The organism is Oceanospirillum sediminis, assembly GCF_014164585.1.
Taxonomy (GTDB): domain Bacteria; phylum Pseudomonadota; class Gammaproteobacteria; order Pseudomonadales; family Halomonadaceae; genus Oceanospirillum; species Oceanospirillum sediminis.
The window spans coordinates 92938-117000 of the sequence record NZ_JACJFM010000007.1 but is presented as its reverse complement, the minus strand read 5'-3'; the positions used below and the strand labels follow the sequence as shown (position 1 = coordinate 117000).

General features: G+C 51.0%; 24 protein-coding genes. 12 read left to right on the top strand and 12 right to left on the bottom strand.

Annotated features, from left to right (window positions below):
- Position 1: 1 nt before the first annotated feature.
- From nifS to nifM, 5 genes are read left to right on the top strand one after another with little or no spacing between them, the layout of a single operon-like run.
- On the top strand, positions 2-1201 hold the full coding sequence (gene nifS / locus H4O21_RS07750) for a cysteine desulfurase NifS (RefSeq protein WP_182808281.1): 1200 nt from the start codon (positions 2-4) through the stop codon (positions 1199-1201).
- A gap of 37 nt (positions 1202-1238) precedes the next feature.
- Positions 1239-2411: a homocitrate synthase gene (gene nifV, locus H4O21_RS07745; RefSeq protein WP_182808280.1), complete on the top strand. Its 1173-nt coding sequence runs from the start codon at positions 1239-1241 to the stop codon at positions 2409-2411.
- Between the two features lie 13 nt (positions 2412-2424).
- The gene (gene nifW, locus H4O21_RS07740) at positions 2425-2793 is read left to right on the top strand and encodes a nitrogenase-stabilizing/protective protein NifW (protein ID WP_182808279.1); all 369 of its coding nucleotides are present in this window, start codon (positions 2425-2427) and stop codon (positions 2791-2793) included.
- Positions 2790-3260 carry a nitrogen fixation protein NifZ gene (locus H4O21_RS07735; protein ID WP_182808278.1) on the top strand — a complete coding sequence of 157 codons (471 nt, stop codon included), beginning with the start codon at positions 2790-2792 and terminating at the stop codon, positions 3258-3260. Before nifW ends, H4O21_RS07735 begins: the two co-directional genes overlap by 4 nt.
- Before the next feature lies 1 nt (position 3261).
- Positions 3262-4143 carry a nitrogen fixation protein NifM gene (gene nifM, locus H4O21_RS07730; protein WP_182808277.1) on the top strand — a complete coding sequence of 294 codons (882 nt, stop codon included), beginning with the start codon at positions 3262-3264 and terminating at the stop codon, positions 4141-4143.
- Between the two features lie 342 nt (positions 4144-4485).
- Here nifM and H4O21_RS07725 read toward each other — a convergent pair whose 3' ends face one another.
- The 7 genes from H4O21_RS07725 to rsxA all read right to left on the bottom strand — a co-directional run bounded on the left by H4O21_RS07725 (position 4486) and on the right by rsxA (position 10192).
- Complete coding sequence (locus tag H4O21_RS07725; protein ID WP_182808276.1) at positions 4486-4761, bottom strand: RnfH family protein; 276 nt, start codon at positions 4759-4761, stop codon at positions 4486-4488.
- Between the two features lie 33 nt (positions 4762-4794).
- Complete coding sequence (locus H4O21_RS07720; protein ID WP_182808275.1) at positions 4795-5475, bottom strand: electron transport complex subunit E; 681 nt, start codon at positions 5473-5475, stop codon at positions 4795-4797.
- Between the two features lie 16 nt (positions 5476-5491).
- Positions 5492-6316, bottom strand: a complete 825-nt coding sequence (locus H4O21_RS07715; RefSeq protein ID WP_182808274.1) for an RnfABCDGE type electron transport complex subunit G — start codon at positions 6314-6316, stop codon at positions 5492-5494.
- Between the two features lie 10 nt (positions 6317-6326).
- Positions 6327-7493: an RnfABCDGE type electron transport complex subunit D gene (locus H4O21_RS07710; protein WP_182808273.1), complete on the bottom strand. Its 1167-nt coding sequence runs from the start codon at positions 7491-7493 to the stop codon at positions 6327-6329.
- Positions 7494-7495: 2 nt separating this feature from the next.
- Positions 7496-8962: an electron transport complex subunit RsxC gene (gene rsxC, locus H4O21_RS07705; RefSeq protein WP_182808272.1), complete on the bottom strand. Its 1467-nt coding sequence runs from the start codon at positions 8960-8962 to the stop codon at positions 7496-7498.
- Positions 8963-9014: 52 nt separating this feature from the next.
- Positions 9015-9539 (bottom strand): RnfABCDGE type electron transport complex subunit B, encoded by a 525-nt coding sequence (locus H4O21_RS07700; protein WP_182808271.1) that lies wholly within the window; start codon positions 9537-9539, stop codon positions 9015-9017.
- A 77-nt stretch (positions 9540-9616) separates the two neighbouring features.
- The gene (gene rsxA / locus H4O21_RS07695) at positions 9617-10192 is read right to left on the bottom strand and encodes an electron transport complex subunit RsxA (RefSeq protein WP_182808270.1); all 576 of its coding nucleotides are present in this window, start codon (positions 10190-10192) and stop codon (positions 9617-9619) included.
- 472 nt (positions 10193-10664) lie between these two features.
- Here rsxA and nifL point away from each other — a divergent pair, with 472 nt between their 5' ends.
- The 5 genes from nifL (at position 10665) to H4O21_RS07670 (ending at position 16645) form a co-directional block, all read left to right on the top strand.
- Entirely contained in the window at positions 10665-12203 is a 1539-nt protein-coding gene (nifL, locus tag H4O21_RS07690) for a nitrogen fixation negative regulator NifL (protein WP_182808269.1), read from the top strand.
- Positions 12196-13788 carry a nif-specific transcriptional activator NifA gene (gene nifA, locus H4O21_RS07685; protein ID WP_220495560.1) on the top strand — a complete coding sequence of 531 codons (1593 nt, stop codon included), beginning with the start codon at positions 12196-12198 and terminating at the stop codon, positions 13786-13788. Before nifL ends, nifA begins: the two co-directional genes overlap by 8 nt.
- Before the next feature lie 236 nt (positions 13789-14024).
- Entirely contained in the window at positions 14025-15542 is a 1518-nt protein-coding gene (gene nifB / locus H4O21_RS07680) for a nitrogenase cofactor biosynthesis protein NifB (RefSeq protein ID WP_220495559.1), read from the top strand.
- Between the two features lie 163 nt (positions 15543-15705).
- A complete protein-coding gene (locus H4O21_RS07675; protein WP_182808267.1) occupies positions 15706-15957 on the top strand; it encodes a 4Fe-4S binding protein in 252 nt (83 codons plus the stop codon).
- A gap of 124 nt (positions 15958-16081) precedes the next feature.
- The gene (locus H4O21_RS07670) at positions 16082-16645 is read left to right on the top strand and encodes a nitrogen fixation protein NifQ (RefSeq protein ID WP_182808266.1); all 564 of its coding nucleotides are present in this window, start codon (positions 16082-16084) and stop codon (positions 16643-16645) included.
- A 25-nt stretch (positions 16646-16670) separates the two neighbouring features.
- Here the strand turns inward: H4O21_RS07670 and modC are convergent, their stop codons facing one another.
- The 5 genes from modC to H4O21_RS07645 all read right to left on the bottom strand — a co-directional run bounded on the left by modC (position 16671) and on the right by H4O21_RS07645 (position 21149).
- Entirely contained in the window at positions 16671-17813 is a 1143-nt protein-coding gene (gene modC, locus H4O21_RS07665) for a molybdenum ABC transporter ATP-binding protein (RefSeq protein ID WP_182808265.1), read from the bottom strand.
- Between the two features lie 8 nt (positions 17814-17821).
- Positions 17822-18511: a molybdate ABC transporter permease subunit gene (gene modB / locus H4O21_RS07660; protein WP_182808264.1), complete on the bottom strand. Its 690-nt coding sequence runs from the start codon at positions 18509-18511 to the stop codon at positions 17822-17824.
- Positions 18512-18631: 120 nt separating this feature from the next.
- Positions 18632-19465 (bottom strand): molybdate ABC transporter substrate-binding protein, encoded by an 834-nt coding sequence (gene modA / locus H4O21_RS07655; RefSeq protein WP_182808263.1) that lies wholly within the window; start codon positions 19463-19465, stop codon positions 18632-18634.
- 252 nt (positions 19466-19717) lie between these two features.
- A complete protein-coding gene (locus tag H4O21_RS07650) occupies positions 19718-20140 on the bottom strand; it encodes a bacteriohemerythrin (RefSeq protein ID WP_182808262.1) in 423 nt (140 codons plus the stop codon).
- A 115-nt stretch (positions 20141-20255) separates the two neighbouring features.
- A complete protein-coding gene (locus H4O21_RS07645) occupies positions 20256-21149 on the bottom strand; it encodes an SIR2 family protein (protein WP_182808261.1) in 894 nt (297 codons plus the stop codon).
- Positions 21150-21544: 395 nt separating this feature from the next.
- On the opposite strand from H4O21_RS07645, the gene nifH reads away from it, so the two are divergent.
- Positions 21545-22420, top strand: a complete 876-nt coding sequence (gene nifH, locus H4O21_RS07640; protein ID WP_182808260.1) for a nitrogenase iron protein — start codon at positions 21545-21547, stop codon at positions 22418-22420.
- Between the two features lie 84 nt (positions 22421-22504).
- Complete coding sequence (gene nifD / locus H4O21_RS07635) at positions 22505-23974, top strand: nitrogenase molybdenum-iron protein alpha chain (RefSeq protein WP_182808259.1); 1470 nt, start codon at positions 22505-22507, stop codon at positions 23972-23974.
- The last annotated feature ends 89 nt before the right edge of the window (positions 23975-24063 follow it).

Below are 24063 nucleotides of genomic sequence, written 5' to 3'. Positions count from 1 at the left end.
GATGGAGACGATTTATCTGGATAACAATGCCACCACCCGTGTTGATCCGGAAGTAGTGGAGACCATGTTGCCTTACTTTACAGAGCAGTTTGGCAATCCTTCTTCGCTGCATGAGTACGGTAATCGGGTTGGTCTGGCACTGAAAAAAGCCCGTGGACAAATTCAGGCTCTGTTAGGTGCGGAATATGACACAGAGATTGTGTTTACCTCTTGTGGTACCGAGAGCGATTCCACCGCGATTTTATCAGCTCTTAAGGCTCAGCCTCAACGCAGGGAAATTATCACCACCCAGGTAGAGCATCCTGCGGTGCTGGCGCTGTGCGAACACCTGGAAAAAGAAGGATATACCGTTCATTACCTTGCCGTTGATGGTCAGGGGCGCCTGGATCTGGAACAGTATCAGTCTCTGCTGTCTGAGCAAACCGCTATTGTCAGTGTGATGTGGGCCAATAACGAAACAGGCACCTTTTTCCCGGTACTGGAGATGGCTGAGATGGCTCATGCCAGAGGTGTGATGTTCCACACCGATGCTGTTCAGGCGGTGGGTAAAATTCCGATGGATCTGAAAAACAGCAAAATCGATATGCTGTCGTTATCCGGCCATAAACTGCATGGGCCTAAAGGCATTGGCGTTTTATATCTGCGTCGTGGGACCCGCTTTCGTCCGTTATTACGCGGGGGGCATCAGGAACGGGGCCGCCGGGCCGGAACTGAAAATGCCGCATCTATTGTGGCGCTGGGTAAAGCAGCTGAGCTGGCACTTCAGGCTATGGAGCATGAAAATACAGAGGTCCGGCGGCTCAGGGATAAGCTGGAGAAAGGGATTTTATCTCAGGTGAATTATGCTTTTATCACCGGAGACCCGGATAACCGCCTGCCCAATACCAGTAATATCGCCTTTGAATATATTGAGGGGGAATCCATATTACTGATGCTGAATAAGTTTGGTATTGCCGCTTCCAGTGGTTCTGCCTGTACATCCGGTTCGCTGGAACCTTCCCATGTTATGCGGGCTATGGGACTGCCCTATACTGCGGCCCATGGCACGGTACGCTTTTCTTTGTCACGGGATACCACTGAGGCTGATATTGATCGTGTCATTGTTGTGCTGCCCGGCATTATTGATCAGCTGCGCACCCTGTCCCCTTATTGGAAATATAACGCACCGGTCAAGGAGAGCTTTGATCCGGCATATGCCTGAGTGGGCAGCGTTCTGAATTTAATATAGGGGGCAGAGGATGAAACAGATCATTATTGATGATACTACGCTTCGGGATGGTGAGCAGACGGCTGGCGTTGCTTTTTCGCTGGAGGATAAACTCCGTATCGCCCGTCAGCTTGATGCTCTGGGGGTTCCTGAACTGGAGATTGGTATCCCGCCTATGGGAGCGGCAGAGCGGGATGATATTCAGAGCATTGCTGCAGAAGGACTACAGGCTGAATTACTGGCCTGGTGTCGGATGCACCCCCAGGATTTGAAAGCCTGTGCCGCTTTACCTCTGTCGTTACTGGATCTGTCCATCCCGGTGTCCGACCTGCATATTGAACGCAAGCTGAAAAAGGACAGAGCCTGGGTGCTGCAACAGATTGCAGATCTGGTGCCTGAAGCCAGTGATCTGGGGTACAGGATTGTTGTTGGCTGCGAAGATGCTTCCAGGGCTGATCCTGATTTTCTGTTGCAGGTGGCAGAAACCGCTCAGAAAGCCGGTGCTGTCCGTCTCCGGTTTGCAGATACGCTGGGCATTATGGAGCCATTCGGCGTTTTCGACAGTATCAATCAATTGGCGAGAAATACGGATCTGCAGCTGGAAATGCATGCTCATGATGATCTTGGGCTGGCGACCGCTAATAGCCTGGCAGCGGCTCACGCCGGTGCAACGCATATTAATACTACGGTCAATGGCCTGGGTGAGCGTGCCGGTAATGCGGCTCTGGAAGAGGTGGTGCTGGGACTGGATCATCTTTATGGCATGGATACCGGTATTCGTCTGCATGACTTCCCTGAACTATCCAGTTATGTAGCTCAGGCCTCGGGAAGGCCTGTCAGCTGGCAGAAAAGCCTGGTGGGAGAGGGTGTTTTCACCCATGAGGCGGGCATCCATGTGGATGGTTTATTAAAAGATCCTCTGATCTATCAGGGTGTCGATCCGGCCTTGCTGGGGCGTACGCATCAGCTGGTGCTGGGCAAACATTCGGGACGCAAAGCGGTGCAGGCCAGCTACGCCCGTCTGGGCATTACTCTGGATAATCAGCTGGCCGGGGAGCTGTTAACCGGGATACGTCACTGGAGTACTCTGCATAAGCATCCTCCGGGGGATCACCAGTTACTGAGTCTGTACCATGCTGCACTGAATAACACGGATACACCAGTGCTGCCACAGGCTCAGTCTTTTCTTCCTTCCTGCACATGATGAGGTGAATATTATGAGCAATCTGCAACAGATCGACTCGCTGGAAGCTCTGGATGAAGCTCTGTATGAACTGGAATCCGCAGAGGATTTTCTGGAGTTCTTTCAGCTGGAATTTCAGCCTGAAGTGGTACAGGTCAATCGTCTGCATATTCTGCAGAGATTCCATAACTATCTGCAGCAGCAAGAGGAGCTGCCTGATTCAGTCCAGCATCGTATAGCGGTCTATCAGACGCTGCTGGATCAGTCCTATCAGAGCTTTATTAACTCCAGTGCCCAGCAGGAAAAAGTCTTAAAAATTTTTAATCGCCCTCAACCGGGACAGGGATTTGTTTCCCTGACAGCCATATCCACTCAGTCTGCCAGTAAGCCGGAGGCGTTATGATTTCTGTGTTTGATTATGGAGATGAAGTCAGGGTGATCCGGAATCTGCGTAATGATGGCAGCTTCCCCGGAGCCGATAAAGGTGATTTGCTGATTCGACGAGGACAGATCGGTCACGTACGTAATGTCGGAACCTTTCTTCAGGATCAGATTATTTACACGGTGCACTTTCTGGAAGAAGACCTGCAGGTCGGCTGTCGTGAGGAAGAACTGATTGATGCCTGTGAACCCTGGCTGGCCAGCCAGTTTGATAACAGGGATAAAGTGCTGTCAGCGATGGCATTATCCGTTCAGGGTGATGTGCTGGTAGAAGAAGGTACGGAAGGACAGATTTTTAAAGTGCTGAGAGATACAGAGCAGCAGCGTATTTCCTACCATGTCCAGTTTCCGGGGCGTTTACTGGTGGTGCCCGAACATGCCCTGAATCCGGCGGGGCTGCCGGTATCTGCTGAGCATCCGGAGGCCTGATATGCTGGTGAATGAAAAAGAAGCGCTGGCTTACCTGGAGCTGAAAATTGCCAACGCCCGCTTTGCTCATGCTCCCGGGCAACTGACAGCTCATCAGCAGAGAGAGATTAAGCTGATTGCCAGACGGCAGTTTATTCTGGAAGAGCGGGTGCTGGCGTCGTCGGAAGCACAGCAGATCGTACTGACCGACGCGACCCTGGACGAAGTGTTTTTTCGCCAGAGGGAGGCTTACGACAGCACCCAGTTGTTTGAACAGGCTCTGAGTCAGCAGTCGCTGACAAAAGATGGGTATCGTATGGCGCTACAGCGGGAGCTGATTGTTGATGCTGTACTGGAGACGGTTGCACACCGTGCAAAGCCGGTATCAGAGCAAGAAGCCCGTGAATATTATGATCGCTATCCTGAACGATTTACGTTGCCGGAAAAACGACGTACCTCCCATATTCTGATTACCCTGAAAGATGATTTTTCTGAGTCAGAGGCACAGGAAGTCCGGGAATTGCTGAATGTGATTCGCGTTCAGGTGATGGAGGACCCTGAGTCATTTAACGAACTGGCACTACGTTATTCACAATGCCCCACTGCTGTTGAAGGCGGTCAGCTTGGATTAGTGCCTCAGGGGATCTTATATGATGAGCTGGATGCCGTACTTTTCAAAATGAAAATCGGTGATATCAGTGCTCCTGTACTGTCACCAATGGGGTATCACTTGCTGTGGTGCAAAGAACTTATACCGACTGAAAAGAAGACGTTTGCTGAGGCCCGGGATGTCATCCTGCAGAAAATGAATATTAAACGTAAAGAAGAACTGAAAAAAGACTGGATTCGTCAGCTGTCCAGGGTGGCTGTTCAGGATAGAAGCAGAAAGTCCGAACAGGAGTAGTCCACCCGGCCATACCGGATCTGATTGTTCGCGAATGCCTCTTGTGCTGGGAGGTTGTCATGTGGGGTATTGAATTCCCCCTTTTACCGGTCTGGTAGATATTACCTGACCGGTTTTTTTCTGGCAGTTCAAATCAGCCTGTCTGTTATGATGTTTCCCATATCTGTACTACTGCCACTGACCGTTACAAAGCAATGTTGCTAATCTATCGGTATTAATCAGCTCGTAACACTGTTCCGATGGCAGAGTATACCAAAAGGGGAATCGCTGTCTGAAGGGGCATCGGTATTCACTCATTCAACAGGCCTGTGAATACCGACGAAGATCGTTCGAGGGGTGATGCTAATCGGCATCGGGCGTTTTACGTCTGGGCACCTGCTTAGGGTCTGCTGTGATTGCACGATAAATTTCGACCCGGTCAAACTCATTCAGGCTCTGATCCGGTTTAACCTGTTTGCCAAAAATGCCAATTTTCTGCTGTGACAGGTCAATCTCCGGGAACTGGTGCAGAATACCTGAAATCTCAATGGCCTGTTGGGCACAGGTATCCTCGGCTACTTCCAGGTTTATCCAGTTCTGATCACCACTCAGGCTGCTATAAGCCACACTGATCTGCATACTAATTCTCCTTTCATCCGTTGGGGGCGATGGTTACACAGTACAGCCTGATGGCTGATCTGCACTCTGCACTTGTTTGTCTGAGAGTTTCTGGTCCAGCCAGCGTTTAGCGACCAGCAGAAAACCCGTTGCAATAAAACCACCGGGAGGCAGCACCATGATCAGAAAGCCTTTATAGTCAGGAAGCACTGTCACTTCCAGGAAGGCAAAGGCGCTGCCCAGCAACAAGCTGGCGTTGGCAAATAAAGTGCCACTGCCGATAATTTCCCGGAACGCTCCTATCGCTACCAGCGCCCAGGTCAGGCCGATCCCCATTACCAGAGCGTCGTACAGCGAGTCCAGTACTGTATTTTTGGAAGCAAAGGCTTCTGCCCGGCCCAGGATCGCGCAGTTCACCACAATTAAAGCGATAAACAGACCGAGAACTTTATAGAGTTCATAAGCGAATGCATTGATCAGCATATCGGTCAGAGTGACCAGGGTTGCAATAATCACGATATAGACCGGAATACGGATCGCCTGACTGATGGTGTGACGTATCACAGAGATAATCAGGTTTGCACCAACCAGTACAAAAAGGGTCGCAAGTCCCATACCCAGGCCGTTAGTTGCGGTACCGGTGACGGCCATCACCGGGCAGAGTGCCAGCATTTGAGCAAAGACAATATTGTTATCCCACAAGCCATCACGGGTCATCTGTTTGTAGTTCGCCATTACGGGTTCCTCGCATTCAATTCTGATTTGCCGGAGATTGATCCTGACCGGATTGAGTACCTGCCGGTGTGATCTGATGCAGGGGGTAAAGCAGCTGCCCCTGTTGTTGGTCAAAGAAGGTCAGCCCCAGGAAAATGCCTTTAACGACTGCCCGAGGGGTAATTGTGGCACCGGTAAACTGGTCAAATACACCGCCATCTTTTTTGACTTTCCACTTTTCGGGTGCAGGCTGTTGTAGTGATTTACCATTAAATCCGGTGATCCAGGGGTCCCGGTTTGCTTCAATCTTATCGCCTAAGCCCGGAGTCTCCTGGTGGACTAATACGCGAACACCGGAGATTTCGCCATTGGCTTTGATAGCCATCAGCATCTCAATGCTGCCGGCATAGCCCTCTGAACGGATAGGGAAAATAACGGCAGTGACCTGGCCTGAAAGCGTCGCCTGGAAATAACTGATCTCTCCCCAGGGGGACTGAATCTGCCCCTGGCTTTGAAGCAGATCGTTGTCATATAGTCTGGCTGGAAGCACTTCAGAAAAATTTTGACGCATGTCGGCTTCCAGAGCCTGACGAATTGGCTCCCGTGTTAGCTGATAGGCCAATGCCAGCGCACTGCATGTCAGCAGGACAACGATACCCAGCAGAGCCGATTGATAGTCCAGTCGATCACGAATACTAGTCAGTGTCTGTTCCAGCCCGACTTTTTGTTGTTTCCCAGCTTTTCGCTCTTCCCCAGCTCTTTGCTCTTCCCCTGCTTTTTGCTCCAGCCCGGCCTTTGGCCCTTCTTCTGCCAGTTGATTCTTACCCGTTTGTTGCTCGTTAACGTCTGATACCTGATCCATCGCCCGCTCCTTATTTGTCCGCTGCTGGGTTATTGACTGCCAGGGCCTGGCCCCGGCGGCTACGGCCATAGATTCTGGGCTGTATATAACGGTCGATTACAGGTGTTGCGCTGTTCATCAACATAACAGCGAAAGCAATGCCTTCCGGGTAATTACCGAAGGTGCGAATCAGATAGGCCAGCAGACCACAGCCCAGACCAAATATCAGACGGCCTCTGGCAGTAACCGGGCAGGTAACAGGGTCTGTGACGATAAACCAGGCCGCCAGCATGGTTGCACCGTTAAGCAGATGAAAATCGGCTCCGGGATACAGCTCAGGTGAGGCCTGATTCAGTAATAAAGCCGGAATCGCTATTCCCAGTAATAGCCCCACAGGAGCCTGCCAGGTAATAATGCCTCGCCAGAGCAGAAACAGGCCGCCCAGACTCAGCAGCAGCGCAGAGCCCTCTCCCAGGCTACCGCTGTGCAGACCCAGGCCGGTGTCCAGCACGCTATACGCTGGCTGGTTGGCGGAAGAGCTGACAGCCGTGGCGATATGAGCTGGGGTGCCAGCCTCAATCTGCATTTTTATGTCACTTAAAAAAGTGGCTCCGGTGGCGCCATCCGGTAACGCCTGACTGGAAAAGATATAGCTGATACTGCTACTGATGTCAGGAAATTGAAAGGTTAGTGCTGAAGGCATATTGTCCAGTACGGGTGCCGGATTGATCCATTGTGTCATTTCTACTGGAAATGCGATCAGAAGCATAACCCGCGCAGCCATCGCTGGATTAAACACATTCTGCCCCAGACCGCCAAAAATCTGTTTGATGATCACTATGGCCAGAAACGTGCCGACGATGGCCAGCCACCAGGGAGCCCAGGGAGGCAGACATAATGCCAGAATCCAGGCTGTCACCAGAGCGGAGCCATCTTTCAGATGTTTACTGACGGATTTACCGAACAGTTTCAGCAGCAGACTTTCCCATAACAGAGCGCTGGTCAGACAAATCAGCCAGAGAATAAAAGAAGGCCAGCCATAGGCCCAGAAGGAAAACAGGGTCGCAGGACTCAGGGCCAGCATAACCTGCAGCATCAAAGCCGGAAGATGGGCACTGGAGTTCTGTAAGATACTGGTATTGCCTGTACTGTTGTGGATATGAGGCCCATGGTTCGGTGGGAAGGATGATACCGGCATCTCTAAGCCTCCTCTTTCTGTTGCTGAGCTGCTTTTTTGGCTGCGGCCGCTGCTCGTCTTGCAGCCATCAGGGCTTCTTTTTCTTTTGCCTGACGTTCCAGTCGTCGTTCACGTCGTTGTGCCAGAACCTTAGTGTTTTCCATTTTCTGTCGGGCTTTCTGCTGCTGGGCCAGCTCGCCTTTGGCGTAATTGAACAGGTGAGTAAGAGGAATACTGGATGGGCAGATATAGCTACAGGCACCACAGGCAACGCAGTCATGCAGTCCCAGTTCGTTTGCTTTTTTCAATTCACCACTGCGGATATTAGCGGCCATCTCCAGAGGCAATAAGCCCATAGGGCAGGAGCGGACACAGTTGCCACAGCGTACACAAGGGCCGGGATTTGTATGGTTTATCTCATTTTCGGTTAATGCCAGAATGCCGCTGGTGCCTTTAATGACAGGCACATTCAGATCCGGTAGCTGAATGCCCATCATGGGGCCTCCCATAATCAGGCGAGCTGGTTTTTCGTTAAAGCCACTGGCCCTGTTCAGGAAATGGCTGGCCAGAGTTCCCAGGGGGACTTGCCAGTTTCCTGGATGTGTCACCGCACCGCCACTCAGGGTAACAATACGGGAAACCAGCGGTTTTCCCTGATACAGGGCCTCTGCGGCTGCATAGGCGGTCGCCACATTATGTACGATAATGCCACTGGCTGCGGCACGGCTCATGGCGGGAATTTCGATTCCGGTCAGTTGCTGAATCAGCTGCTTTTCAGAGCCCATAGGGTACTGGCTGGGTACCGGGATAACCTGTACTCCGCTGCCCTGAGCAGCTTGTTGCATCGCTGAAATAGCATCTGGCTTGTTATCCTCTATGCCAACCAGCACCTCCCGGGCCTGAACGGCATGCTGCATCAACAGAATCCCCTGAATGATCAGGGTAGCTCGCTCCCGCATCAGACGATCATCACAGCTCAGATAAGGTTCGCATTCCCCGCCATTAATAATCAGAGTCTGTATCTGACTATTCAGGCTCAGGTTCAGTTTGACTGCCGATGGAAAGGTTGCACCACCCATACCGACAATACCGGCTGCTCCGATACGTATGCAGACCTCTTCAGGAGATAATGCCATAGGGTCTGACGGAGGATTCAGAGCCCCCCATTCATCCAGACCATCCGGTTCCAGTGTGGCAACCAGCACTGGCAGGCCAGAAGGGTGTGGTGCGGTATGTTCTGCCAGAGCCAGTATTCTGCCTGATGTCGGCGCATGCACCGGTGCGGATATATTGCCCTGACTGCTGGCAATCAGCTGGCCTTTAAGGACATGATCGCCGGGTCTGACTACCGGGCTGGCCGGTGCACCGATATGCTGTTGCATAGAAACATAGAGGGTGTCAGACAGTGGAAAGTATCTGATCGGACTGTCATTACTCAATGATTTATGACCGCAAGGGTGTACTCCGCCACGGACTGTTTTCCTGAACATCTGGGTGACTCCTTGTTGATTCAAAACAAAAAGGCTGATCTCCGGGAGATGATCAGGCTGTGGGCTGGCTCCATGTCCAGGTGTGCAGGGTCGGTTTGATGGCGACCATGCTGATACATTCTGTCGGGCAAACGTCTTCACATTTACCACAGGCTGTACAGGCCTGTTCAAACACCACATGCATCTGTTTGGCCGAACCTAAAATGGCATCTGTCGGGCACACCTTGTAGCAGCGGGTACAGCCGATACAGAGGGATTCGTTGATCAGTGCGATTCTGGGGCCTTCATCACACATGGCACTGCTATCCAGAGGGATACCCAGTTTCCCGGCAATGGCTTCGGCAACGGCTTTGCCTCCGGGAGGGCAGAATGTTGGCGGCAGATCTCCTGCAACAACCGCTTCAGCGGCTGCTCCACAACTGGGGTTGCCACACTGACCGCATTGAGTACCGGGTAGCAGCTGTTCGATCTCTTCTGCCACATTGCTGCGTTCGACTTTTAATAACCGGGACGCGATGCCCAGCACCAGACCAAGAAATGCGCCCAGCAGGGTCAGAGGTAATACTGCCATTAACATAATGATGACTCCTTGGTGACTCAGTAACTCTGGTCGTACTGTCTGTTAAACGATGGAGAAAGTAAGTATCCGGGGGTTCAGGCCAGGCCAGCAAAGCCCATAAAGGCTACGGAGAGCAGACCGGCGACGATATAAGCGATAGGGGCTCCTTGATACAGTACCGGTACATCCAGCACTGCCAGACGTTCACGCAATCCGGCAAATAGCACCAGCACCAGGGTGAACCCCAGTGCGGAGCCTGTACCGTAGATCAGGCTCTGCAGAAAACTATGACTTTGTTGTACATTCAGCAGAGCGACACCCAGCACTGCGCAGTTTGTCGTGATTAAAGGCAGGTAGATACCGAGCACCTGATACAGGGCCGGGCTCAGCTTCCGAATCAGCATTTCGGTAAACTGCACCACGGTCGCAATGACCAGAATAAAGGCCAGAATACGCAGATACTCCAGTCCCAGCGGAGTTAACAGCCAGTTTTCCAGCATCCAGCTGGCGGCTGCTGCCAGTGTCAGAACAAAAGTGGTGGCCAGCCCCATACCCAGAGCTCCATCCATTTTGGTGGATACTCCCATCAGAGGGCAGAGGCCAAGAAACTTGATCAGCACGACATTGTTGACCAGTGCTGTGGAGATAATCAGCAACAGATACTCTGACATCAGATTGCTCCTTTAAACAAAACTGCGTGTTACATCCTGTTAACGCAAGGAGTATGCCATTCGGTGAAAAGTGCCCTTTTAAAGCACATTTCCGCTATTTTTGCTCCATGATCGTTGCATTTGTCTGTGTTGCAGAGCCGATAAGTCCGTTGTTTTTGTCAGAAAGCCGACAACCCTGATATCCGCCTGATGATCTTAAGTGTCGACTTTCTGAGCGCTTTATTCCTGAAATAACAGTACAAAATGTATTGGTATAAGCGTTGCATTACCCCTGTTTGCAATAAAAAAAGTGCTTCACATTTCTTTTTACACTGAGTTACGCAGTTTTTCTTAATGTTACAGGTGGGGCTGTTGCAGGAAGAGCGTTCCAGTGTGCCGTGGTAATACAAACCGTGATAAAGCAAACCGCAGGGGATCAGGCTGTTCTGGCCGGATTGTGAAAACCCGGGCGGAATAAAAAGAGGATACAGGCATGTCGGAAACTGATGATGTTTATAAAGGATCTGTTGCCAATCCCTATGCCGAGATACTACCGCAGAAAGTATTTCAGCTGGCTGTTGAACAGGCGGCAGTAGCGATCACTATTACAGATCCTGATGCCAGGATTCTGTATGCAAATCCGGCTTTTGAGAAGGTGACAGGTTACTCAATCGGGGAAGTCGCCGGACTGAATCAGTCAATACTGTCTTACAAAGTCACTCCCCGGCTGGTTTACGATAGCCTGTGGGCTCAGCTTGAACGTAAGCAGCCCTGGAAGGGCGTACTGGTAAACCGCCGGAAGGATGGCTCCCGTTATCTGGCTGACCTGACCATTACGCCGGTACTGAATGCCGAAGGTGATATCAGTCATTATCTGGGGATGCAACGGGATGTGACGGATGTACATCGCCTTGAGCATCAGGTGAATAATCAGCAGGCACTGATTGAATCGGCACTGGATGCCACTCAGGCTGCTATGGTCACCCTGGATGATAGCTTAGTACCGGTATTGCGCAATCGTAGTTTTCTGGAGCTGGAGCAGAAACTGGAAAAAGGCTTTATTAACCGGGTGATTGAACGCCTCCAGCAGTTATGGCCAGAGCAGTTCTGCCTGGAAAACGTATTCTCGACCGGTTTTTCTGCTCTGGAAATTGATCTGCAGCCGCTGGATAAAGCTCAGCCTTTATGGTTCAGCTGTTCTGGTTCTGCAGTCAATGAACAGGATGCCAGTGCGGAGGGATTTTACGACAATAAAAGCAGCCAGTATCTGCTGATCACCCTGCAGGATATCACTGACCTTAAGCAGCAGCAGACTCAACTGCATCTCAGTGATCTGCAGGCTTTGTTGCAGGAGCAGGAACGGATTCGCAGCGTACGCGAGACGCTGTCAGGCGCTATTTATCAGCTGGAACGTCCTCTGAATATGATCAATGCGGCTGCCAGGCTGGTTTCCCGACGCAGTCAGATTGATCCGCAGGGATTACTGCATCTGTTTAAGGAAGTGCAGAGTGCTGGCCAGCAGACCTTAACCACACTCAGTGCCTGTCTGCCGGAACCTCATGAAGAAGCGACGACTCTGGTTAATGTGAATGAAGTACTGAGAAATACCCTGAGTTTACTGACGCCGAGACTATTAGCTGCTGGCATTGTCGTGGAGTGGCAGCCAGAGGTTGACCTGCCAGGGCTTCCCGGAAAGCCGACAGAGCTGACCACGTTGTTCAAGTTGCTGCTGGATAATGCCACAGAAGCCATGATCATAGGGCGTTCGGAGATTCGGGAGCTGTATCTGCAGACTCGCTCTGCAGGCTCAGGGGTGGAGATTATTATTCAGGATACCGGCCCCGGCATTGATAAGAATAAGCAACTGAAGGTGTTTGAGCCGTTTTACACCACCCACCCGCCAGGCAAGGGACATCTGGGAATGGGATTTACTCTGGCACAGGATATTGTCAACAAGCATCAGGGAACATTAGAAATTGACCCGGGATATACCCGGGGCTGCCGGATAAAGGTGCAAATCTGTCATGCATGATTCTTACGTTTGCGAGAAAGGTTCACCGGTGGTTGTTACCGGAAGTGATGATGAAAGTCTGAGCCCGGATATGCTGCAGGCGGTACAGGCCGGAGAGCTGGAAACTCTGTTTCAGGTCAGTCAGGTCTTGTCTGAGTCACTGGATTTACAGGAAACTCTGAGTCTTTTACTGGAGGTACTGCATCGCCGGGTTGGGCTGGAGCGAGGTCTGGTGGGGCTGGTTCCTCCTGATCAGGAAGCGATGGTGGTGTATGCCCTGCATGGTATGCCGGAGTTGAATGCGGAGGATGTTGTATACCGTCCCGGCGAAGGGATTGTCGGCGAAGTGCTGGGTAGCAGACAACCTTTGCTGCTGGAGAGGATTACTGACGACTCCCGGTTTCTGGGTCGATTAGGGGTTTATGATCCGGAACGCCCTTTTATTGGTGTGCCGATTCAGAGTGGAGATGATGTACTGGGTGTACTGGCCGCTCAGCCCAGCAGTAGTCAGCGTGGTTTGCTGAATGAAAGAGCCCGCTTTCTGGCTATGACAGCTAACCTGATCGGTCAGAGTGTCCGCCTGTCCAGGCAGGTAGAGCAGGAGCGCAGGGTATTGAGGGATGAAAGGGACCAGCTGAAACGTACGGTACGTAACCAGTATGGATTCGACAATATTATTGGCCGGGCTCATGCGATGCGTAAGGTGTTTGAGCAGGTGCGTCAGGTCGCTAAATGGAATACAACGGTGCTGATCCGAGGGGAAACAGGAACGGGTAAAGAGCTGATTGCTAATGCAATTCACTATAACTCTCCCCGTGTTAAAGGCCCATTTATTAAGGTGAACTGCGCGGCACTACCAGAAAACCTGCTGGAATCTGAGCTGTTCGGGCATGAAAAAGGGGCTTTTACCGGAGCTGTTTCGCAACGGCAGGGGCGCTTTGAGCAGGCTGATAATGGCACTTTGTTTCTGGATGAAATTGGTGAAGTCTCTGCCAGCTTTCAGGCGAAGCTTTTGCGTATTCTGCAGGAAGGAGAGTTTGAGCGAGTGGGCGGCAGCCGGACCATTAAAATCGATGTGCGTGTCGTGGCGGCGACCCACAGGGATCTGGAAGCTGATGTCGGAGAAGGCAGGTTTCGGGAAGATCTTTATTATCGTCTGAATGTTATGCCTGTGATGATCCCTGCATTGCGCGACCGGCTGGAAGATATTCCTGATATTGCTCACTTTCTGTTGCAGAAAATTTCTACGGCTCAGAAACGTCCTCTGAATATCACGGATGATGCTTTGAGAGTGCTGATGCATCATCAATGGCCGGGTAATGTCAGAGAGCTGGAAAACTGTCTGGAGAGGGCATCTGTAATGTCTGGCGACGGAACGATTGATCGTGATCAGGTGCTGTTAACCGGCATTGATGAGCAGGTAACGGGCGCCAGAGGAGGGGATATTGATCTGCTGGATGAGTCAGTAGATGAGCGGGAGCGGGTTATCGCTGCTTTAGAGCAGGCGGGCTGGGTACAGGCAAAAGCAGCGCGTTTGCTCAATATGACGCCCAGACAGATCGCCTACCGTATTCAGACACTCAATATTCGTGTGAAGCAGTTGTAACTTACTGTGTTCCTCCGCTTTATTCCCATAACAACTTGTACTAAACCTCACAAGCATCAGGTGCTGGTTTGTGAGGTTTAGTACAACATCTGTTTTGTTTTTTTTAATGGGTAATAAAAACAATAGGTTATCTGTTTTTCATCTGCGGCACGGGTTTTGCCCTATCAGGAGTAGTGACTTAAAACCTCCCGGCTCAGTCTGATTCCATGCCAGGGAGCAACCTGAAGGAGATCACCGTGAAACTGCCCGTATTGATCGATAAGACAGTGAGCAATCCGATAGAGCAACAAGCATCCGGTGGTTGTTCATCAGGCTCCTGTGGCAGCAGTCAGCAAGCTGTGAACCAGCTACCGGCTGATATTCAGGCCAGGGTAGCAGATCATCCCTGCTTCTCAGAACAGGCCCATCACTTTTTTGCCCGCATGCATGTAGCTGTTGCTCCGGCCTGTAATATTCAATGTAACTACTGCAATCGTAAATATGATTGCTCAAACGAATCCCGTCCGGGAGTGGTCTCTGAAGTGCTCAGCCCGGACCAGGCCATTCAGAAAGTCAAAGCGGTTGCGGCTTCGATTCCTCAGATGACGGTACTGGGGATTGCAGGTCCCGGTGATCCTCTGGCGAATCCTGAAAGAACCTTTGAAACCTTCCGTCGGCTGTCGCGGGAAACACCGGATATCAAGTTATGCGTCTCTACCAATGGGCTGAATCTGCCAGACTGTGTGGAGGAACTCAGCCAGCACAATATTGAACATGTCACTATCACCATCAACTGTCTGGACCCGGAAATTGGTGCCAGAATTTATCCCTGGATCTTCTGGAATCACAAGAGAGTAAGAGGTGTTGAAGCGGCCCGTATCCTGATTGAACAACAACAGAAGGGGTTGGAAATGCTGGTGGCCAGGGGGATTCTGGTGAAAGTTAATTCTGTCATGATTCCGGGTATTAACGACCAGCATCTGCTGGAAGTCTCGCGGGTGGTAAAGGAAAAGGGCGCGTTTTTACATAATGTGATGCCCATTATCGCTGAGCCAGAACATGGTACCTACTTTGGCCTGACCGGTCAGCGGGAACCCACTCATCAGGAGTTGCAGAGTCTGCAGGATGCCTGTGCCGGAGATATGAATATGATGCGGCACTGTCGTCAGTGTCGGGCAGATGCTGTTGGCCTGCTGGGCGAAGACCGGGGTGAGGAATTTACTCTGGAAAAGATTGCTGCCATGGATATTGATTACGATGCGGCGATGGAAAAACGCCAGCAGATCCAGGCACAGTTACTGGAGCAACTGCATCGTCAGCAGGCCGGAGGAGAGGTCTCTTTGCCTGATGCAACGCTCTGTTCTTCTGAAGCGCAATCCAGACCGGTTCTGATGGCCGTCGCCAGCAAAGGCGGGGGGCTGGTCAATCAGCATTTTGGCCACGCCACTGAGTTTCTGATCTATGAAGCCAGCCCTCAGGGAGTACGTTTTGTGGGGCATCGTTCGGTTGATAAGCCCTATTGTGAAAATAGCAGCAGCTGCGGTGATGGGGACAGTGTACTGCAGACGATACTGAGCAAACTGAAGGATTGTGAAATGTTGCTGTGCTCAAAAGTAGGCTATGAACCCTGGAGTGCACTGGAGGATGCCGGTATTCAGCCGGATGGCTCTCATGCTCTGGAGCCGATAGAAGATGCGATTCAGGCGGTGTATCAGGAGATGGCTGATAAGGACTTATTGAGTTCTGAGTCTGAAACACAGCAACAAAGCGCCTGACAAAGCGGAGGGCAGAGAGGGCGACCTGAATGCCTGCTCTGGCCCCGATAACTGAACAAGAAAAATAGCTGACGGTTTCAGTGTTCTGCACTGGTGCTGTCAGCAGAGATAACTTACGTGATTGAGCGGGTTGGCATCTTAGGTATGCCAGGGAGAAAGAGTGATGGCTTATGAAATTGTGGATAGCTGCGTCAGTTGTACGGCCTGTGCCATGGTCTGCCCTAATGATGCTATTTCAGAGCAGGACATGCAGTTTGTGATTGATAGCACTTTATGTACCGAGTGCGCCGGTGATTTTGATGACCCTCAGTGTGCCAGCATCTGCCCTGTTGAAGGCGCGATTGTGGATGAACTGGGATATGAACTGAATCCACTGGGTTCTCTGACAGGCATTATTCCACTCAGTGCTGCCTGAGTGGGCGCTGAGCTGACGTTTTAATTCTTCATAGTGAATGAATACCGGCCGTTGTGCCGGAGTGAACAATAGCCGGATCAGAGAGTGATTGATCAGGATGATATTCAGCAGCAGCGAGGTGGCTATGAACGCATTACTTTTACCTCCCCGTGTACAACAGGCTTACAGTCAGTGGGTCGCGCTGTCCGATGGCGACAGTAATGCGATCCATCTGGCAAAAATGCTGGCGGCACAGACAGAAGGTCATTCCGCTCTGAGTGGAACCCTCTCTCTGACCGATGATGAATTCTATCTGCTGATGCAGCAGTATTTTCCCCGGCAGGACCTGAAGGGATTGTTTCTGGATCGGGAAGGCCGTCATTTCACCCCGGAGCATGAGCAGCTGGTGGAATTAATACTGGCTAACCGGGCGGCACGCTGCAAAAGCGAAGTTTTTTTTGCTCAGATACTGGCTGCGGGTTGTTCCGGAGCGGATCACCTCTGGTATGACCTGGGGTTCTGGTGTCGCAGTGATCTGCAGCAGTTTATTCAGCTGAACTTTCCCGGCCTGGTGGAGAAAAATATGCTGGGCATGCGCTGGAAAAAATTTCTCTATCGTCAGCTATGCGTTGATACCGGGATTAATATGTGCCGTTCGCCCAGCTGTCAGTCCTGTGTTGAATACAAGGAATGCTTCAGCCCTGAATAGCTGTGCCGGCGTTGTTCAATTTAGTTCAGTTCAGTGCAATACCCTTAATCAGTGCATAAACCTGTTGATCAGGTTTCAGACCGAGCCGGGTGATCGACCTTCTTGAGATCCGGGCCAGCATAATCTGCTGGCCAAGAGCCAGCCGAACCAGAGACTGGCTGGGGTTATTATCGTCTCTGATATCCATCACCCTCACCTGCAGGCAGTTCAGCAGACTGATCTGCTGTGGCGGTGATGTCGCCAGCACCACATCTCTGGCCATGACCCGCACCCGAATGGGTGAGCCTGCATCTCCTGATGGCTTCGTATCGGCTAAATGCGTATTAGTTTGCAGTTGCTTATTCCGGGGCAAGTGATTCCGGGGGATATCCTGCTGGCTGATAAACAGACGCTGGCCTTCTACGGTCAATTCCGCCAGATAATCCTCCGTTATGGCGCTGGATTTCAGCTGGGCCTGTAATACCGTCGAAGCCTGCCCGGTGCTGATAAAGGGCAGGTCAGGGTCTGTCAGCATCTGTTGTAATGGCCCCTGAGCCAGTACTTCACCATTTTGCAGATACACCAGATGATCTGCCAGTCGGGTTACTTCATCCATTGAGTGAGTAACATAGATAACTGGCAGCTGTAAGCGTTCTTTCAGCATTTCCAGAAAGGGTAAAATATCCGCTTTACTGGTGGAATCCAGAGAGGCCATGGGTTCATCCATCAGCAACAGTTCAGGGCTGGTCAGTAAGGCACAGCCCAGAGCGACCCGTTGTCGTTGTCCGCCAGACAGCTGTGACGGGTACCGGTTTAAGAGTGTGCCCAGCCCCAGCAGTTGTACCACCTCTTCAAACTGAACGCTGCGTTTGTTTTCGTGTACGCGCTGCCAGCCGAACTGCATATTTTTCAACACATTCAGATGAGGAAACAGGCTGGCTTCCTGAAACACATAGCCCAGAGGCCGCTGATGAACGGGCAGGCAGAAGGTCTTTTTCTGCCAGATCTGATTGTTAAAACGCAGCTTACCATCTGCCTGGTACTCCAGACCGGCAATACAGCGCAACAGAGTGGTTTTACCTGAGCCGGAACGACCAAACAGTACGGTCACTCCTTTATTGGGCAGCTGCAGTTGCACATTCAGTTCAAAAGAGGCCCTGTGTATACGAAAATCCAGCTGTAGTGACATAAAGACTCCTAGTGAATCTGAGTGACTTTAGCCTGTCGGTTCAGAGCAAAGATGCAGATCAACAGGGTAAAAGAGGACAGGACCAGAATAGAGGACAGCTGATGGGCGCCCTGGTAATCCATCGCTTCCACGTAGTTATAAATGGCAATGGAAGCCACCTGTGTGCGACCAGGAATATTGCCGCCAATCATCAGGATCATGCCAAACTCTCCCAGTGAGTGAGCAAAAGACAATACTCCGGCAGTGATAAATCCCCGGCGGGAGAGGGGCAGTACCACATGGATGAAGCTATCCCAGGGTGAGGCTCTCAGGGTAGCGGCGACTTCCAGTACCCGGCCTCCGGCTTCGCTGAAGGCATTCTGCAGAGGCTGTACCACAAAAGGCAGAGAAAACAGCATAGAGCCAATGACCAGTCCGGAAAACGAGAATGCCAGATGTCCCACTCCCAGTTGTTCTAAGAAGCCACCCACAGCTCCTTTAGGGCCTAAGAGCAGCAGCAGATAAAAGCCCATAACGGTAGGAGGCAGTACCAGAGGCAACGCGACTAACGCTTCTATAATGACTCTGGCGCGACTTTTACTGTGTGCCAGCCACCAGGCCAGCGGGGCGCATAGCAGTATTAACAGTAAGGTACTGATCACAGCCAGTTTGACCGTAATCCACAGGGCGCTTAAATCGGCAGGTGTCAGTGACCACATGGTTAAGATCTCCGCGCTGGTAAAAGTGACGGTGCAGGCAGTGTTTCAGCCGGTTTCTGGCTGTTTGCTGCTTTCTGGTCAAACATTGTTTAATGTGCAGTACTGTTCTTTAAAGGCCGTTTAGTACACATCGGGCATGTAATAGCCGGCATTTTTAATGATGCGTCTGGCAGACGGCTGTTGTAACCAGCTGACAAAATGCTGTGCCAGTTGGGGGTCTGAAGAGGTCTTCAGCACAACGGCCTGTTGCATAATAGGGCTATAGCTGGAGGCATCCGGTATCCAGCGTGATCCCTTCTTTTCCAGCCTGGCCTGAGCCAGTGCGATAAATCCCATAGCAGCGGCCCCGGAAGCGACCTGAGAGTATGTCTGGCCGATGTTACTGGCCCGGATCAGGCGTTGTTGCTGTTCCAGTGTCTGCCAGACTCCTTTGACCTCCAGTACCTGCCGGGCGGCGAAGCCATAAGGGGCATTGTCAGGGTTCGCGATAGATAAATATTCATACTGCCCGTGTCGCAGCACTTCGCCTTTGGCATCCACCAGATTGTCTTCAGACGACCAGAGCACCAGAACCCCCTGGGCATAGGTGAAACGGCTGCCTGTCAGGATCAGGCCCTGCTGTTCCAGTTTTTCCGGTCGCTGGTTATCTGCGGCAAAAAACAGATCGAAAGGAGCACCGTTGCTGATCTGTGCGTAGAGTGCACCGGTAGAACCAGAGCTGATTAATAACTGATGACCGGTACTCTTCTGGTAATTCTGTGCCAGTTGCTGCATGGTGCCGAGAAAGTTTGTGGCTACGGCCACATGCAGCTCTTTAGCCTGAATGTTCAGGCTGAATAGCAGAGTGATCACTGCGAGTAACAGAGCAACAGAAACTCGATATTGTCTGTTTGTCCGGTGTGATCGATTCCGGATGTGACGGTCGGATAAAATCGTGAGAGAGCTGAAATACATGTGGCCTCCTGACCCTGAATATCATGTTCAGGGATGATCTGAATAATCGTGGCTGTTTCATTCAGGGCTGATATTTTCAGAGCGACTATTTGTAAAGCTAAGCAGAGTGCCTTTTGCGGATATTTGACCGGAGACTTACCCGTTCCCGATGCTTTTTTGTGGCAAAAGGCACAAATTTATGTGCTGAACAGCACAAAGCTTTGTCGTAAAACTGACAAGACAGTGGAGTAAACATGGCTCCGTACTGACCGGTTAACACACTTCCCGGGTGTTGTGTGGCCGCCAGCTGGCGGCGTAGTTAAGAAAGGTGGCCAGAGGGTCATCCCATAGCTGCTGATGTTCATGCTGCCACTGGCATAATGCGCCGTGAATCTCCTGAATATCCGGGCAGGCTTTTGACTCCAGAGCGGCTTGATAGTCTTCCAGCAGGTTCAGGAAAGCCTGATGCTGGCCGCTGTGATTCTGATAATGGTTGTAATCTGTCATCTGCATAAAACGTTCTTCCTGATCGAAGTGTTCGCAGGCTTGCTGGCGCAGGCTATTCAGCAATTCGGGAATAGCGTTTTCTGTTGCCAGAGGCAAAGCACCCAGTAAGGCGATAAAACGGTGGTGTGCCTTATCCATCGCGGGCTGATCATAGTGCTGGTTGCGCAGGGCGGACATCATATCTGTCATGGGACTATCTCCTGTGGCTGATAACAGGGCTGTTTCCCCTGTCTCAGATTGTTTTGTCTGATGAGGTATCCCGGTGTCATAAGGTTATCTCTGAATAGCACCGGGTAACGGAGTACTAAGCCGATACGGCCCTCAGGGTCTGCAATTGTTGCAGGCAATCCATCGGCTGGCAGGGAATCGCTTCTAACCCCTGACGTTGAAGAAACCGGGTTTCTTTACTGGCGACAGAGGCTGCTTCTGAGCTATTGCTGACTCCGGCACTGGTGCAGCTCCAGCCAGAGGGTTGTCCTGCATCATAGATGATGTCATTGATCAGCATACGGCTGGTGTCCCGGTTCAGGGGCAGGCCCAGCAGCAGATAATGCAGACCTTTACGACGCTGCTTCAGGAAAGCAGGCATACCAAAACCACCCATCAGTTCCGTCAGGTAATCAACATAGTCTGCATCTGAGGCAATATATAAAGACTCCGGAATCGGTGTGCCCACAGGTTTGAACAGCACTGGCAGATGGGTATCCACATCCTGTTCCTCAATCGCCTGATACTCTGTGCCATCGTATTGGAACAGGCGGTAGCGTTCGGTTGCTCCTCCGATTCGGGCCACTCCGACAACCAGCAGATGCTTTTTGTTACTCCAGGCCTGCTGCAACTGAGTGTCCCGGTTCATATCTATGATATAAGGCAGATCCAGCTGCCCCAGTTGTTGGTGAAACTCAGATGGTGCCCAGTCGGTATCCCGGTACACGGTGTCCAGAAAACGGGTAACGGTTTTACGGCCCTTTTTCAGTTCGATATTCATTGCTGCTCTGGGGAACTCATACATCAGCTTAGGCGCCATAGGGCGACCGTTATTCATGGCCAGAATCAGGCTGTCACTGTCAGCAGGAATATTTTTCCCCTGCTTATCTGTGACGCCGGATAACACTCCGGGGCCCAGTACAGGTACACATTGCCCACTGCTGAAAGCCTCAATCAGTGCATGCGGAACCGGGTTGTTTGCTGAACTCATCTTAATCTCTCCTGGCTATAGGCGGATGCTTATTAATCTGAGTCAGGCAATTCCTATACCAGAGAAAAAAGCCTGGTTTTGCTGACACTGTAAATAATGGAGACTGCTCTTCCTGTGCGGCTGTTGTTTTCAGGCCAGTGCCGGAATGACCTCTGATGTATTTTTCCTTTGCTCTTTTTTCTGCTTGATGGTTTTCCCCGCAAAATCCTTGTTCAAAGTCCGACAACAGACTGACATCTGTTGTGTCTCATACGACCATAATAAATTTATGGTTATTTGAAAGTTTAATAAAAACAGATGGTTACTAAATATTTTCTGATTGGCACAGGCCTTGTAACTACCAATACAGCAGCGAACCCCGTTCGTTTTGACTACCCAAAGTGAGGAGAATGACTATGGCTTTACGTCAAGCTGCCATCTACGGTAAAGGCGGTATTGGTAAATCAACCACTACCCAGAATCTGGTAGCCGCACTGGCTGAGATGGGCAAGAAAGTAATGATTGTCGGCTGTGATCCTAAGGCTGATTCCACTCGTCTGATTCTGCATTCAAAAGCACAAACCACAGTGATGCATCTGGCCGCTGAAGCCGGTTCTGTTGAAGACCTGGAGCTGGAAGATGTGATGGCGATCGGTTATGGCGATGTGAGATGTGTGGAATCCGGTGGCCCTGAGCCTGGTGTGGGTTGCGCAGGACGCGGGGTAATTACCGCGATTAACTTCCTGGAAGAGGAAGGTGCCTACGACGAAGATCTGGATTTTGTGTTCTACGACGTACTGGGTGATGTGGTATGCGGTGGTTTTGCGATGCCAATTCGTGAAAACAAAGCACAGGAAATCTACATCGTTGTGTCCGGTGAGATGATGGCAATGTTTGCGGCCAACAACATTGCTAAAGGCATCGTGAAGTATGCGACTTCCGGTAGCGTACGTCTGGCGGGTCTGATCTGTAACAGCCGTAATACTGACCGTGAAGATGAGCTGATTGAAGCACTGGCGGCTCGTCTGGGCACACAGATGATCCACTTTGTGCCACGTGACAATGTGGTACAGCATGCTGAGATCCGTCGTATGACGGTGATCGAATATGATCCGAAGGCGAAGCAGGCCGATGAGTATCGTGCTCTGGCACAAAAAGTGGTCGCTAACGAGAAGTTCATCGTACCGACACCTCTGGAGATGGATGACCTGGAAGATCTGCTGATGGAGTTCGGTATTCTGGAAGAAGAAGACGAAAGCATCGTAGGTCAGAAAGCTGAAGAAGTGGTCTGAGCCTCTCTCTTTTCTCTGTTAATCGTTTGTTTTTTTCTCATTAGCGTGCCTGCGGATGGGCAGGTAACGCTGGAGGACCGTGAAATGGCTAATTTAAGTAAAGAAGAGACCCAGGCGCTTATTCAGGAAGTTCTTGAGGTCTACCCGGAGAAAGCAAAAGAAGATCGCGCCAAGCACTTATCTATTAATGATCAGGCCGCTGATACCAAGTGTGTGACGTCAAACCGTAAATCTCTGCCAGGTGTCATGACCATTCGTGGTTGTGCTTATGCCGGTTCCAAGGGGGTGGTCTGGGGACCGATCAAAGATATGATCCATATCTCCCACGGCCCTGTAGGTTGTGGTCAGTATTCCCGCGCAGGCCGTCGTAATTATTATGTTGGCACGACGGGTGTGAACAGCTTTGGCACCATGAACTTCACCTCAGATTTCCAGGAAAAAGATATTGTTTTTGGTGGTGATAAAAAGCTGAGCAAGTTGCTGTCAGAAGTTGAAACTTTGTTCCCTCTGCATCGTGGAGTCAGTGTGCAGTCAGAGTGTCCAATCGGTCTGATTGGTGACGATATTGAAGCGGTATCAAAAGCCAGCAGCCAGGAAATGGGTAAGCCGGTTATTCCGGTACGCTGTGAAGGTTTCCGTGGTGTATCTCAGTCTCTGGGTCACCATATTGCTAATGATGCGATCCGGGATCATGTCTTTGAGCGTGAAGGCGCTGCTGAAACAGTTGAACCCGGTCCATACGATGTAGCCATTTTAGGTGACTACAACATCGGTGGTGATGCCTGGTCATCCCGTATTCTGCTGGAAGAGATGGGGCTGCGTGTCGTATCCCAATGGTCTGGTGACGGCACCATTGCTGAGATGGAACATACTCCGAAGGTGAAGCTGAACCTGCTGCACTGCTACCGTTCTATGAACTATATCTCCCGTCATATGGAAGAGAAGTACGGTATTCCCTGGGTGGAATATAACTTCTTCGGCCCGACTAAAGTGGCCGAGAGCCTGCGTAAAATCGCTTCTTATTTTGATGACTCCATTAAAGAAGGTGCCGAGCGTGTGATCGCTAAGTACCAGACCATGATGGATGAGGTGATTGCTAAATATAAACCCCGCCTGGAAGGCAAAAAAGTGATGCTGTATGTGGGTGGGCTGCGTCCTCGTCACGTGATTGGTGCTTACGAAGATCTGGGTATGGAAGTGGTCGGTACAGGTTATGAATTTGGTCATAACGATGATTATGAACGTACCACTAAGGATATGGGTAACGCGACCCTGATCTATGATGATGTCACCGGTTTTGAGTTCGAAGAGTTTGTTAAGCGTGTGAAACCGGATCTGATTGGCTCTGGTGTGAAAGAGAAATACATCTTCCAGAAGATGGGCGTACCTTTCCGTCAGATGCATTCCTGGGATTATTCCGGTCCTTATCACGGCTACGATGGCTTTGCCATTTTCGCTAAAGATATGGATATGACCCTGAACAACCCTTGCTGGAAAAACATGACGCCACCATGGAAAGCCAGCGCAGAGGAAGAGCAACAAGCTGTCGCATAAGACGCTGAGAAGCGCATAAACAGCTCAATGCTCAGAGCGTAAGCCTTTTGCAAAGCAGATCCTTTTTATCACCGATGCCCGTGTCCACA